At 69.0% G+C, this 12,803-nt stretch carries 11 protein-coding genes; 3 read left to right on the forward strand and 8 right to left on the reverse strand.

Annotated elements, in window-relative coordinates; all coding sequences use genetic code 11:
• Window positions 1-160: 160 nt before the first annotated feature.
• From IPQ09_23260 to IPQ09_23295, 8 genes are all read right to left on the reverse strand, one after another.
• Window positions 161-865, reverse strand: a complete 705-nt coding sequence (locus IPQ09_23260; protein ID MBL0197092.1) for an ABC transporter ATP-binding protein — start codon at window positions 863-865, stop codon at window positions 161-163.
• Between the two features lie 8 nt (window positions 866-873).
• Window positions 874-2,085, reverse strand: a complete 1,212-nt coding sequence (locus IPQ09_23265) for an ABC transporter permease (protein MBL0197093.1) — start codon at window positions 2,083-2,085, stop codon at window positions 874-876.
• Complete coding sequence (locus IPQ09_23270; protein MBL0197094.1) at window positions 2,082-3,263, reverse strand: efflux RND transporter periplasmic adaptor subunit; 1,182 nt, start codon at window positions 3,261-3,263, stop codon at window positions 2,082-2,084. Before IPQ09_23270 ends, IPQ09_23265 begins: the two co-directional genes overlap by 4 nt.
• Window positions 3,264-3,266: 3 nt before the next feature.
• Window positions 3,267-3,848 carry a cytochrome b/b6 domain-containing protein gene (locus IPQ09_23275; protein ID MBL0197095.1) on the reverse strand — a complete coding sequence of 194 codons (582 nt, stop codon included), beginning with the start codon at window positions 3,846-3,848 and terminating at the stop codon, window positions 3,267-3,269.
• Window positions 3,845-4,474, reverse strand: a complete 630-nt coding sequence (locus tag IPQ09_23280; protein MBL0197096.1) for a TetR/AcrR family transcriptional regulator — start codon at window positions 4,472-4,474, stop codon at window positions 3,845-3,847. Before IPQ09_23280 ends, IPQ09_23275 begins: the two co-directional genes overlap by 4 nt.
• 165 nt (window positions 4,475-4,639) lie before the next feature.
• Complete coding sequence (locus tag IPQ09_23285; GenBank protein MBL0197097.1) at window positions 4,640-5,149, reverse strand: DUF2202 domain-containing protein; 510 nt, start codon at window positions 5,147-5,149, stop codon at window positions 4,640-4,642.
• Window positions 5,150-5,474: 325 nt separating this feature from the next.
• Window positions 5,475-6,404, reverse strand: coding sequence for a TolC family protein (locus tag IPQ09_23290; GenBank protein MBL0197098.1), 930 nt, complete (start codon window positions 6,402-6,404; stop codon window positions 5,475-5,477).
• A 629-nt stretch (window positions 6,405-7,033) separates the two neighbouring features.
• Window positions 7,034-7,459: a chalcone isomerase family protein gene (locus IPQ09_23295; protein MBL0197099.1), complete on the reverse strand. Its 426-nt coding sequence runs from the start codon at window positions 7,457-7,459 to the stop codon at window positions 7,034-7,036.
• 232 nt (window positions 7,460-7,691) lie between these two features.
• Between IPQ09_23295 and IPQ09_23300 the strand changes: the two genes are divergently transcribed.
• The 3 genes from IPQ09_23300 to IPQ09_23310 are packed head-to-tail and all read left to right on the forward strand — an operon-like array spanning window position 7,692 to window position 12,798.
• Window positions 7,692-8,120 carry a hypothetical protein gene (locus tag IPQ09_23300; protein MBL0197100.1) on the forward strand — a complete coding sequence of 143 codons (429 nt, stop codon included), beginning with the start codon at window positions 7,692-7,694 and terminating at the stop codon, window positions 8,118-8,120.
• A 20-nt stretch (window positions 8,121-8,140) separates the two neighbouring features.
• Entirely contained in the window at window positions 8,141-9,283 is a 1,143-nt protein-coding gene (locus tag IPQ09_23305; protein ID MBL0197101.1) for an efflux RND transporter periplasmic adaptor subunit, read from the forward strand.
• A complete protein-coding gene (locus tag IPQ09_23310; protein ID MBL0197102.1) occupies window positions 9,280-12,798 on the forward strand; it encodes an efflux RND transporter permease subunit in 3,519 nt (1,172 codons plus the stop codon). The genes IPQ09_23305 and IPQ09_23310 overlap by 4 nt, the downstream gene beginning before the upstream one ends.
• The last annotated feature ends 5 nt before the right edge of the window (window positions 12,799-12,803 follow it).

Raw genomic sequence — 12,803 nt, forward strand, 5'->3', positions numbered from 1 at the left:
GCACCCGTGAGGGCGGCGTTTCTACGCCGCTGATCCCGCCCCCCCCGGGAAGTCGGCGCCCACGATGCGCGGGGCGCGGCGGCGTCGACGATGGGGAGGGCTGCTCACGGATGGAGCCGCGGCCCCAGGAGCTCTGGGTCGACGTCGGGCTCGCGGGCGCTCATGCCCCTCGCGCGTGACCGAGCTCGCTCGGGCGGATGCGCCCGTCCTCCATCTCGTAGAGCGCGTCGAACACGTCGAGGGCGCGGTGATCGTGCGTGACCACCAGCACCGCCGCGCCGCGCTCGTGCGCGACCTTCTGGAAGAGCTCCATGACGACGCGGCTCCGGACGCTGTCGAGGGCCGCGGTCGGCTCGTCCGCGAGGATGAGCGAGGGATCGTTCGCGAGCGCGCGCGCGATCGCCACGCGCTGCTGCTCTCCGCCGCTCAGCATCTCGGGGTACGAGGCCTCGCGATTGCCCACGTCGAGATACGCGAGGAGCTCGCGCGCGCGGCGACGGCCGTCGGTCTTGCCGCCGAGCTCGCAGGCGATCTCCACGTTCTCGCGCGCGGTGAGGAACGACGTGAGGTTCGCCTTCTGGAAAACGAAGCCGAGGTGGCGTCTGCGCAAGAGGGCGAGATCGGCGAGGGGCACGCCGTCCTTGACGACGAGGCGCCCCTCGAAGAACACCTCGCCGGTGTCGGCGGGCGACACGAAGCCGAGCGCCTTGATGAGCGTGGATTTTCCCGAGCCGCTGGGCCCGAGGAGCGCCACGACGGTGCCGGGCGCGATCGTGAGGCTCACGTCGTCGAGCGCCACCACGCTACCCGAGCCGGCTCCGTAGGTCTTGGTGAGGCCCACCGCCCGAACTGCGTCCTCCACCATGGTTCCCCCTATCCTTCCAGCGCGCGCGCGGGATCGATGCGCATGACGTGGTTCACGCCGAGGAAGCTCGCCAGCGTGACGATCGCGAGCGTGGCCATCGGGGCGACGAGGCTGATGGTCGGCGTGATGAGCACTCGTCTCGGAAAATTCGGATAGGCAATTTCCCCCAGGACGAAGGCCACCATGTAGCCGAGCGCGCCGAGCAGCCAGGCCTGCTGGAGCACCAGCCCGAGGAGGCGGGAGCCGGGCGCCCCCATGAGCTTGAGGACTGCGAGATCGTGCGTCTTCTCCATCGTGAGGTTGTACATGACCATCATGACGATCACCGCGGCGGTGAGCGTGAGGATCACGGTGAAGAGGCCAATCTGCATGCGAGCACGCTGGACCACGCCGCCGAGGAGCAGCGCTTCTTCTTCGTCCTGGGAGTACACGGTCACGTCTCCCCAGCGCCGCAGGGTCGCTCGCACTTCTTCCACGCGGTGCGGATCGGTCTCGAGGAGCAGCGCCGCGACGGGCGGGGACGAGAGCGCGGGCGGCCTCCACCGCGGATCGGTCGCGAGGTCCTCGAGCCCCGGCTGGCTCCGCCCGAGGTCGGTGCGGCGGAGGCGCTCGACGATGCGATGACGCTCGAGGATGGTCGCCTCGGAGGGCTGGTCGAACGCGACGAGCTGGGTGTCGGCGGCGGTCATGAACGCGACGGAGTCTCCCCCCGACGTGAGCGCGTTCTTCGTGAGCCCCACGACGCGGTACGTCTCGCCGGCGAGCTCCAGGGTCTCTCCGACTCCAAGGCCGAGCGACCCGTCGACGATCATCTCGCCGTGGGGCTGCGTCAGACGTCGGCCGCGCACGAGCGACAGCGAGCGCCCCGAATCGTCCGGCCAGCCGAGCCCCACGAGCGCGATGCGCATCACGGCGCCTCGATGCTCGCGCTGGATGAGCTGGTAGGTGTAGGGGCGCGCGCTCCGAACGCCCGGCACCGCCGCTGCGCGCGCTTCAATGCTGGGGTCGAGACGCGACCCCTCGGCGAAAGGCCCGCGCGTGTCGCGCTGGACGACCCACAGATTCGCGTGCATCGCGCGCGTGAGGATGGTGGCGTCGTCGACCATCCCAGCATAAATTCCCTGCATCGCGATGACGACGGTCAGGAGGAGACCGAGCCCCGCGGCGGTGCCGATGAAGCGCGCGAGGTGCCGACGAACGTCTCGTATCGCGAGGTTCATGGGCTCACCGCCGTCACCCACCGGCGCCCGACCACGAGCGGCGCGCCCGGCTTGGGTGCGCCAAGGAGCCTGTCCCCCTCGACGAGCCCCTCGAGCACCTCGACGTGGTCCTCCCCGGTGAGGCCGAATCGCGGGCGAACGATGGCAATCTTTCCGCCGCTATCGACGTACACGAAGGGGCCCGCCTCGTCGTGATGCAGCATGCGGGTCGGGGCACGGAGCACGTTCTCGCGCCGGCCAAGCTCGATGCGCACGTCCGCGCGTTGACCGATGGCCACACGTCGATCGGCGCGGTCGGGCGTGACCTCGACGAGGAGCTCGTGCGTCTGACGGTCGGCCTCCCACGGGATCCGCGTCACCCGGCCCGGCACCGGAGACGTCTCGCGGGGGAAGAAGATGCCGCTGCGCTGGTCCAGCGCGAGGGAGGGTAGCACGGTCTCGTCCACCGCCGCGCTCACGTACACCCGGCTCGTGTCTACGATTCGAAGGACGGTCGAGCCGATCGAGACGGTGTCTCCGGGCTCCCGCAGGCGTCGCGTGACGAGACCGTCGAACGGTGCGAGGAGCGTGGCGCGCACCATGGCGATGCGACGCTGCTCGGCGCCGCCCGCAGCGACGTCGATGCCGCGCGTGGCCTCCGACCGCAGCGCGAGGACACGGTCGAGGTCCGCGCGTGCGAGCCGGAGGCGATCCACGCCGTCGTCGCGCTGCTGGCTCGTGATGGCGCCGCCGGCGAAGAGGGTCTGCGTGCGCGCAGCTTCCCGATCGGCGGTCGAGAGGAGCGACCGCGCGCGCTCTTCTTCGGCCGCGAGCCGCGAGAGCGAGGAGCGCGCCGCGGCCACGCCGGTCTGCGCGGACCGGAGATCGGCCTTCGCTTGGTCGGTCTCGAGGCGGGCGAGCTCTTGCCCGAGCGTGACGCGCGCCCCCTCCTCGACGAGGACCTGGCTCAGGCGACCCACGAGATCGAACCCCACCGCGGCCTCGCGCTGGCTCTCGATGGTCCCCCGACCGAACGCCTCCTGGATGATGGTGCCTCGCTCGACGCGAGTCGCCTCGACCTGCACAGGAGAGAAGATGCGGAACCAAACGACCACCGAGACGACGACGAGCAAGAGCAGCGGAAAGAGGCCGCGCCGCACCAGCGCCAGGCCACGACGCAGGAAGGAAGGGAACGCCATGGCTCAGTCCCCTTCCCGATCGGAGGTCTTGCGGGCCGGAAGCATCCTGGGGAGCGCGTCGCCCCCTCGCAGCTGCTGCACCATCACGCCTCCCACATGAAGGGCGAGCAGGCCGAGGAGCACGAACACGAGGACCTCGTGGGCCTCCCGTGACGCGACGTGCCCGAGATCGGGGACCGTGGCGATGTCCCCGCGAAGGTACGACGGCCACGCGGTTCGAAGGCCCGTGACGAAGCCGCTCAGCCCAATGCCGAAGGTCGTCGCGTAGAGGAGGCCGTGCACCACGCCCACGCCCCGGCGATGGACCGCGGGGAGCGGCAGCGGCGCGGGGCTCCGTCCGCGCGCTCGAACCACCAGGCGCGCCACGGTGAGGACCATGAGCGCCATGCCCGAGACCGTGTGCGATCTCGACAGGAGCAGTCGAAGACTCGAGTCCGGCGGGAGGTCCGACATGACGAGCCCCGCGCCGGCGAGGCCGAGGATCATCGCGGCCGAGGCCCAGTGGATCACGATGGTGGTCGTGGGCCATCGCTTGGGCTCGGTCGGTACCGAGGTGTCGGTGGGGTGCGAATCGCTCGGCTTCATGTGGACTTCCTCTTGTTACCTTTCGACCGGGGCGCCTTCGGAGCCGGGGGTCGCAGCAGCGTCAGCAGTCCCTCGCGTACGGTCCGGGCCTCGTCCCTGTGCTGCCTCGCGGTCGCGGTCGCCAGCGCGAGCATCTGCATGGTCCCCATCACGACGGTGGCGAGAGTGCCCGCGTCGAGGTCCGACCGGAGCTCGCCGGCCTCTTGCCCTTCTTGGACGGCGGCGCGGATGAACTCGCGAGTCTTCTGCCGGCAAGCAGCGAGCCGGGCCGATCCGCCCTCCGGGAGGGCGAGCAGGAATTGATCGGACAACATCAAACGTAGAATCCCGACTTGACTGCCCACGGCCACGGTGCGCGCTTCGATGAAGCGCTCCAGGCGCTCCCGCGGCAGAAGCTCGGGCGGCGGGTACGTCGCCTCGAGCACCGCCTCGACCCGACCGACGACGGCGTCGAGCACCGCCTCGAGCGAGGCGAAGTGGCGAAAGATGGCGCCGCTCGTGAGCCCGACCTGTTCGGCGAGGCTACGCGTGGTGAGCTCCGAGATGCCGCGCGTCGCGATGATGTGGAGCGCCGCGTCGGCGAGCTCGACCTGACGCAGTTCCGTGGAGCGACGAGCTTCAGCCATGCCAAGCAAAGTAATCAATTACTTACTGACGGTCAAGGGCCTTTCACGTCCGTCCGATAGGCCGCCGGGAGCGTCGCGCTGTCGTCGATCGTCGCGTGCCACACACGAATGCGGGGGAAAGGAACCGGATCCTTGCCCCCGCCCTGAGAGACTCCTGCGATCCCGTCAAGGCCCGCGCTCCATGGCCGAATCGACGATGGCCTTGAACGACGCGGCGTCGAGGTGCTTCGGGGTGTAGCTCCCGCCAGCCGCCACGAGCTTCCCGTAGAACGAGCGGAGGTGGTTCCTCGAGCCGCGCGTGAGCGTGTCGTAGGTCGCGAGGACGTCCGCGTGCGTGACGTCCTTCTTCGCGAGCTCGATGTCGAAGATGTCGAGCTCCTCGATCTCGACGCCCACGGCGAGCGCGCTCAGGTTGGACCGAGCCCCCTCTGCCACGAGCGCGTCGTAGAGCGCCTGCAGCGTGGCGTTCGAGAATTTCCCTGGACCGTTCGTACCGACAGGGTCCGGCAGGCCATACCGGGTGAGCAGCGTGGCGATCGCGTCCATGTGGGTCTGCTCGCTCTTGCCGATGTTGGAGAAGAGCGGATCTTTGGCAGAGAGCGCGCCGTACACGTCCCTCGCGAGCTTCTCTTCTTCACGCGTGAAAGTGAGGGACTCGACCTCGCGAGAGGACAACGCGCCGACGGTCGGGCTCCCAGTCGCACCACCTTCCCCATCCCCGATCCCGGTCGCGCCAGCGTCCGCGCTCGAGTCCGGGCTCGCGGTCCCGTACGGGGAGGTAGCTCCGCCGGAAGGCGAGCTGCACCCCATCCAAACGAGCGCCCCGAGGCCCATCGCCAACGGTCCAAGTACGCTGAGTGTTTTCATGATTCCGTCGTCCCTTCCGCTTGGGTCCCGCCGCGACCTACGTCGATCGGAGCGGGGCCAAGTCGAGTGGCTTCGCGTTCTCGGGCGGGCCGCTCGTGGGAGCCAGCGGAGTGTCGTAGGGGTTCGGCGCCGATCAGCGATCGTCGCCACGCGCATCGCGCCCGAGGGCGTGCTCCAGACGCACCCGCGCGACCCGCGCGTCGATGCGCGCATTGAGGCGCTCGAGGCGTGCCCGCGTGAGGTCCGTCTCGGCGTCGGTGAGCATGGTCGACGTCGCCCGCCCGTTCGTGAACAGCTCGCGCGCTGTCCGGTACGCCTCCTCCGCGCTTGCGAGCTGACGCCTGCTGGAGTCGCCCGCAAAGTCCGCTTCGCGCACCGATTGAAAGGCCTGCGTGACCTCGAGCTCGATGCCATCGCGGATGGCGCCGCGCTGGGCCTCGATTCCCGAGACGCGGGCCTCCAGGTCGCGTGACGAGGCGAGCGCACCGTAGGCGTCGTTCGGGGTCCAGGTGAGCTGCACGCCGAGCGCCCACGTGCCGAACCACTCGTTCGTCAGAGGAATGCGTCGGGGGTTTGGGTTCGAGTAGTTGGCCGTGCCGAAGCCGGCGAGCGACGGGTACGCCCCGCCGGCGAGTGCTCCCGCCTGTTTTCGGGCGGCCTCGGCGTTCGCGTCGATGCTGCGTATCTCGTAGCGGCTCGCCTTCGCTTCGGCCACGAGCTGCGCGAGGCTCCCAACGAAGGGCGCGACCTCTGCGTCGCCGCTCTCGCCCGGCGCGAGCGCCTCACCCTCCTTCGCGTGCATCGCGATCGCCACCTGCTTCTGCGTCAGCTCGGCGAGGTTCGCCGCGCGCTCCAAGGCGAGCTCGGCGCCCGCCACCGCGGTCTCGGCGCGGAGCGCGTCCGCCCGCGAGGCGTTCCCCGCGGCGACCTGGGTCTTCGCGTCCCGAAGGTGAGTCTTGACGGCCTCGAGGCTCTGCTTCGCGACGACCGCGGCGCCCCGCGCGCGAAGCCACGCGTAGTATGCGAGCTTGCCCTCGGTCGCCGATCGGGACCGCGCGGCCACCAGGTCGTGTCGCGCGGCCTCGGCTCTTCGTCGCGGCGGAATACCCTTGGCTGATGCGCAGGAAGTAGTCCGATATCGGCACGACCAGCTGGGCCTCGAGGGTCCAGTTGTCGGGCACGATGGGAAACGCGAGGCCGACCGCCTGGGTCGGCGTAGGGTTGGGGGTCCCCGCGGGCTGCGGGGTGCCGACGAGCGAGCCCTCTCCGAACGTGCGCGGGGTGAACTCCGACAGACGACTGTACGAAAACCTCGTCGAGAGACGCGGAAGGAAGGCGACCCACGCCTGGTCGACCCGCGCCGCGGCGGAGCGAACGGACTCCTGCGCGGCCTTCGCGACGTAGCTGGTCTCGGCGGCGCGGCGACCCACGATCTCCGCAGTGAGCGCGCCCGACGGGGCACCTCCCTCGAGCGCGAGCGGCGAGACCTCGGCGACGGGCGCGGCATCGGCGCGTGCGGGGGAGGCGGGCGGTGGAAGCACCGGCGTTGGCGAGCCCTGGGCCCGTGCGAGGCGACAGAGAGGGAGCGACGCGAACGCGAACGCGAGGGAGAGCAGCAGCCGGGCCGACCGGCGCGCTCCGACGAGACGGCACGATGGGGTGTCGTGGACCTGGGACATCGATCGAGCTCGCTCAGATCCTGCTGATCAGCGCGTCGCCGAGCTGCGGCTGATCGGTCTTGCCGAACCAAAGGCTCCACGTCGCGCGCATGAAGCCGAGCCCGCGGAGCGTGGCCGTTCCCCCGCCCTGGGTGGCCACCGTCGTGGCCTGGCTGGCCGAGTCGTACGAGATCGTGGTCACTTGCTTCTCCTTCAGGTCGGCGGTGAACACGGCCACGAAAGCGCCAATCGCCGCGGCGTCCGCGTAGCCGTTGAGCGCGTACGCGTCCCGGAACATCTTCTTGATCTTGTCCGCGCCGACGTCGCGCAACATCTGAAAGCTCAGGCGCTTCGGAGTATCCAGATCGATGACTGCCTGCTTCGACCTCGAAGAGGGCAGGGTCTTCATGAAGTGGTGAATCGTGTAGGCCCGGATCTCCACGAAGACGACGGTCTTCACCCGAACGCCAGAGCCGGTGTGGAACCATCCGTCACCTCCGGGTTCCAGGGCGTGCGCGGCGGCCCCCCACGCGCCGACCAGCGTCGAGGCACCCACGATCACCGCTTTTCGCCTGGAGAACTGCATGACTACGCTCCCATTCATCGAGTCGAACCAACGAGAAGCTCGCGGGTCGTCTCCAAGTTATGCATTCGCCCTTGCAAGCAAGCAAGCATTTACTTACATTTGAACGATGAATACTTTACCGCAACCTCGGCGATGGACCTCCGCCACCTTTCTTGGCATCGCCGCGGTGGTCTTCGGGGCAGCGACCCTCAAGGAAGGAGGGGGCGTGCTCTTCGGTGACGCGGCCACACGCCTCGCGGCGGGGCACTACGTCCCCTTCGTGCTGTGGGTGAACTTCGTTTCGGGCTTCGTCTACGTGGTCGCGGGCGTCGGAATCGCGCTCGGCCGTCTCTGGGGCGCGAGGCTCGGTGCCGCGCTCGCGGTCGTCAGCGCCGTGACGTTCGCCGCTCTTGGCGCACACATTGCGTTCGGTGGAGCCTTCGAGTCACGCACCGTCATGGCGATGACGCTGCGATCGCTCTTCTGGGTCGCGGCGACCTGGCGAGCTTACGCGTGCATGGACGGCGGCTCACGCGGTCGGCGGTCGGCGCGATGAAAACCTCGGAAGGGTCGATCATGCGAAAATTCATCTTCTCCTTCGCCATCGTCGTGATGGCGGGCCTGACCACCGGGTGCGCCAAGCGAGAGCCCGGCCCGCCGCCAGGGCCGCGCGCCGTTCGCGTCGCGCTGGCTCGCACCGAGTCGGCAGCCACCGGGGGCTCCTACGCCGGCTCGCTGGAGCCTCGCACGAGGCTCAATCTGGCCTTCGGCGTCCCCGGGCGAGTTCGCTCACTCGGTTCCGTGAGGGACGGAGGCAAGGAGCGCCCCTTGCGCGAGGGAGACCGCGTGACGAAGGGCCAGGTGTTGGCGCTCCTCGACGACTCGGATCTCCAGCACCAGGCGGCGTCCTCGTCGCTCGCGATGAGCACGGCCTCCGCCGATCTGGCCTCGTCGGAGGCCTCGCTCGCGCAGGCCGAGGCTGACCTTGTGCGCGCGCGAGGGCTCGCGGCGAGCGGCGCGGTGCCCGGAGCCGAGCTCGAGCGCGCCGAGACCCTCGCAAAGGCGGCGAGAGGTCGCACGGCCGCCTTGCGCGCACAAAAAGGCTCTCGAGGCGAGCAGGTCGCCATCGCGCGCCGCGCCGCCTCCGACGCTCGACTGCTCAGCCCGATCGAAGGCGTCATTGCGCGCCGCATGGTCGACGCCGGCGAGAGTGTCGGGCCATCGACGATTGCCTTCACTGTCATCGACACGAGGGAGATGAAGCTCGTCTTCGGCGTGCCCGACACGAGAATTGGCGCCGTCCACCCGAACGATCTGGTGCCGGTGCACGCGGAGGCCCGTGGCGCAGCCCCGCTCGCCGGTCGGGTCGTGGCGATCCAGCCTGTCGCCGATCCCACACTTCGCACGTTCGCGGTCGAGGTCGCCGTGGACAACGCAGGCGGCGAGCTTCGGGCCGGAATGGTCGCGAGCGCGAGCCTCGGCACCGACGGCGGGCCCCCCGCGCTGCTCGTGCCACTTCGCTCGATCGTCCGAAGGCTCGATGGCAAGCTTGGGGTCTTCCGAGTCGAACGTGACGTCGGGCGCGACGTGGCGGTCGAGCTGGGAGACCTCGTAGGCAACGATGTCGTCGTCCGCGCAGGCCTCGCGACGGGAGACCGCGTCGTGACCGACGGCGCCCCCCTGCTCAAGGACGGCGAGCGCGTCGAGGTGCTTCCATGAACCTCTCTCGGCTGTTCGTCGAAAAGCGGCAGGTCGCGTGGGTCGCGCTGATCGCGACTCTCCTCTGGGGCATCGTCGCCTATGGGCGCCTGCCACAACGAAAAGACCCCGAGATCGTGATCAAGACCGCGGTCATCACGATCGTGTGGCCCGGCGCGAACGCCCAGGATGTCGAGCAGCTCGTGACCCGCGCGGTCGAGCAGACGGCGCGACAGGTCCCGAAGGTCGACAAGGTCGTCTCCACGACACGCACCGGAATCTCCACGGTGTTCGTCACGCTCGAGGACACCGCCAGACGTTCGGACGTCGACGTGGCGTGGGCCGACCTCCGCGCGCGCGTCGACCTCCTCGCGGCGAAGCTCCCGGTCGGGACGGCCGCGCCGCTCGTGAACACGAGCTTCGGCGACACCGCCACGATGGTCTTCAGCGTGGCCAGCCCGCTCGTCGACGACATCGAGCTCGACATTCGCGCCGATGCGATTCGGCAGGCGATCGCCGCACGCCGGGCCCTCCGACCCAATGGCAAGGATCGCGTGGCGACGGTGTTCCTTCCTGCCGACGGCCTGCCGCGCGCGTCGGTGGCCTCGGCGGTGGATCGTTACTTGGCACTCGGCGTCGAGCGGCGCGTGCTCGTCGATGCGGAGATCGTTCGTGGCTCGAGCTTCATCGCCGTCGATGCGGCAGAGGCGAACGACGAGGCGCTCCGCGAGCTCCTCGCGGACTTCCGGGCGAACGCCCTGGGGGGCGAGGTGCCCCATCCCGACGCCTGGGGAGCCATCCACGTGCGAGGTCTCGACGAGCTCCGTCCGAAGCTCGCCCTGGCTGCGCACGAGAAGTACGGCTATCGACAGCTCGACGACTTCACGGCGGCGATGCGCGACGAGCTCGCTCGCGTCCCCGAGGTCGCTCGCGTGGAGCGCTACGGCGTCGTCCCGGAGGTGGTCTATCTCCTCTACGCCCAGGAGCGGCTCGCGGCTTTCGGACTTCAACCGGCGCAAATTTCCCTGGCCCTCAGGGCGCGAAACCCGAGCATGCCAGGCGGCGCGATTGGCACCGGGTATCGGGCCGTGCTCGTCGATCCGTCCGGCTCGGTCACCCGCCTCGACGAGCTGCTCGACGCGGTCGTCGGCACCAGCAAGGAGGGCCGCCCCGTCTACCTCCGGGACGTGGCAGACGTGCACCGCACGTACGAGACGCCGGCGTCGGACGCGAGCTGGCTCACCTGGCGCGACGACCACGGCTGGCACCGAACACGATCCGTCGCGGTCGCCGTCCAGGTGCGCTCGGGCGTCCAAGCGACGGCGGTCGGGATCAAGCTCGACGCGGTGGTCGCGGGGGTCATGAGCACGCTGCCCAGCGATCTTGTCCTTCGCAAGACGAGTGATCAGCCTGCGCTCGTGCGCGAGAAGATCGGGGACTTCCTTCGCGCGCTCGGAGAGGCCATCGCGATCGTCATCGCCATCGCGTTGGTCTTCATGGAGCGCCGAAGCGCGCTGTTGGTCGCGGCGAGTATTCCGCTCACGCTCGCGCTCACGTTCGGGCTCATGGCGCTGTTCGGTCTCGATCTGCAGCAAGTGTCGATCGCGGCGCTCATCATCTCGCTCGGGCTCTTGGTCGACGATCCGGTCATTGCCGGCGACGCCATCAATAGGGAGCTCGCGGCGGGGAGCACGCGGGAGCGCGCTGCCTGGGAGGGTCCGACGAAGCTCGCGAAGGCGATCCTCTACGCGACGCTCACCAACATCGTCGCCTTTGCGCCCCTGCTGCTCGTCACCGGAAGCATGGGGGAGTTCATTTACTCGCTCCCGATGGTCGTCGTCCTGTCGCTCGTCTCGAGTCGCATCGTGTCGATGACCTTCATGCCCCTTCTCGGGTATTACCTTCTTCGAGGCCAGAAGGGCTATGAGGCGGCGCTCCAAGGCACCGGGACGGCCGCGCGGTTCGCGCGCGGGTACAATCGGGCGACCGAGTGGGTGCTCGAGCACAAGGGCAAGAGCATCGTCGGCTTCCTGCTCTTTCTCGTCGTCGGGCTGGCACCCGCATCCCAGATTCGCACGCAGTTCTTCCCCGAGGAGGCCCTCGAGCGATTCTACGTGCACGTGCGCTTGCCCGAGGGGTCCGACGTTCGCGCGACGGCCGCCGCCGCGCAAGAGGCCGAGACCGCGGTCGTCGAGAGCGAAGGCGAGCGCGTGGAGCAAGTGACCACGTTCGTCGGGAACGGCGGCCCTCGCTGGTGGAGCAACGTCAGCCCGGAGCCCAAGAACCCTGCCTACGCCCTGCTCATCGTCAAGGCGCGGCACGCCGACGACTCGATGGCCATGATTGGCCGACTCCAGCGATTCCTACGAGGTCGCGTCGCGGGGGCGCGGACGGAGGTCTACCGCGTCTCGTCGGGAAAACCCGCCGTCACACCGGTGGAGGTTCGCGTCGCCGGCCCGGACGTAGCGGAGCTGCGCAGGCTCGCCGAGCAGGTGAAAGACGCCCTGCGGGCCTCCCCGCGCACGTACGATGCGGGCGACGACTGGGGGGCGGACAACCTCAAGTTGACGGTGAAGATCGACGTGGCACGAGCTGCGAGCGCTCGGGTCTCCAACGCGGACATCGCCTCGGCGTCCGCGATGGCGTTCTCGGGCGCGAAGGTCACCTCGCTGCGGGAGCAAGATCGCCTGATCGACGTCGTCATGCGCCTTCGACCGACGGAGCGCAGGGATCCCTCGCGCCTGCGCAATCTGTACGTGTGGAGCACACAGACGGGAATGGCGGTTCCGATCGAGCAGGTCGCCCGGCTCAGCACCGAGTTCGAGCCACAAAAAATCGTCCGCCAAGATCTCGAGCGAACGATCACCGTGGGGGCGGTCACCAAAGACGGCGAGCTCGCCTCCGCGCTCTTCGCCGACGCCAAGCCAGCCATCGATCGCATCAAGCTCCCCCCTGGCTATTCCATGACCTTCGGCGGCGAGCAGGAGATGCAGGCGAAGGCGTTCGCGTCGGTGAGCATCGCGCTCAAGGTGAGCGTGGCGCTGATCTTCCTCACTCTCGTGTGGCAGTTCGCGAACGTGTTCAAGCCGCTCATCGTCTTCGCCGCGATTCCGTTCGGCATGGTGGGGGTCGTGCTCGGGCTGGTCGTGACCAAGACGAACTTCGGCTTCATGGCCTTTCTCGGCGTGACGAGCCTGATCGGCGTCATCGTCAGTCACATCATCGTGCTCTTCGACTTCATCGAAGAGGCCCGAGAGCACGGCACGGAGCTTCACCGGGCCGTCATCGACGCCGGACTGGTACGCCTGCGCCCCGTGCTCGTGACCGTGCTCGCGACGGTCGGCGGTCTGGTGCCCCTCGCTCTCGAAGGTGGCCCCATGTGGCGACAGCTCGTCTACGTCCAGATCGGGGGGCTTCTGCTCGCGACGCTGGTCACGAAGGGCGTAGTTCCGCTCCTCTACGTGCTGTTCGTGGAGACGCTGCACCTCGTCGAGTGGAAGAACGAACAACCCCACGACACCGGTGGTGGCCAGTGAGACGA

Source organism: Myxococcales bacterium (assembly GCA_016720545.1).
GTDB lineage: Bacteria > Myxococcota_A > Polyangia > Polyangiales > Polyangiaceae > JAAFHV01.

Bases quoted from the DNA above. Each gene is read 5' to 3' on its own strand.
- IPQ09_23305 (MBL0197101.1), top strand. From the start codon at position 8,141: ATGCGAAAATTCATCTTCTCCTTCGCCATCGTCGTGATGGCGGGCCTG.
- IPQ09_23310 (MBL0197102.1), top strand. From the start codon at position 9,280: ATGAACCTCTCTCGGCTGTTCGTCGAAAAGCGGCAGGTCGCGTGGGTC.
- IPQ09_23270 (MBL0197094.1), bottom strand. From the start codon at position 3,263: ATGGCGTTCCCTTCCTTCCTGCGTCGTGGCCTGGCGCTGGTGCGGCGC.
- IPQ09_23300 (MBL0197100.1), top strand. From the start codon at position 7,692: ATGAATACTTTACCGCAACCTCGGCGATGGACCTCCGCCACCTTTCTT.
- IPQ09_23280 (MBL0197096.1), bottom strand. From the start codon at position 4,474: ATGGCTGAAGCTCGTCGCTCCACGGAACTGCGTCAGGTCGAGCTCGCC.
- IPQ09_23260 (MBL0197092.1), bottom strand. From the start codon at position 865: ATGGTGGAGGACGCAGTTCGGGCGGTGGGCCTCACCAAGACCTACGGA.
- IPQ09_23265 (MBL0197093.1), bottom strand. From the start codon at position 2,085: ATGAACCTCGCGATACGAGACGTTCGTCGGCACCTCGCGCGCTTCATC.
- IPQ09_23275 (MBL0197095.1), bottom strand. From the start codon at position 3,848: ATGAAGCCGAGCGATTCGCACCCCACCGACACCTCGGTACCGACCGAG.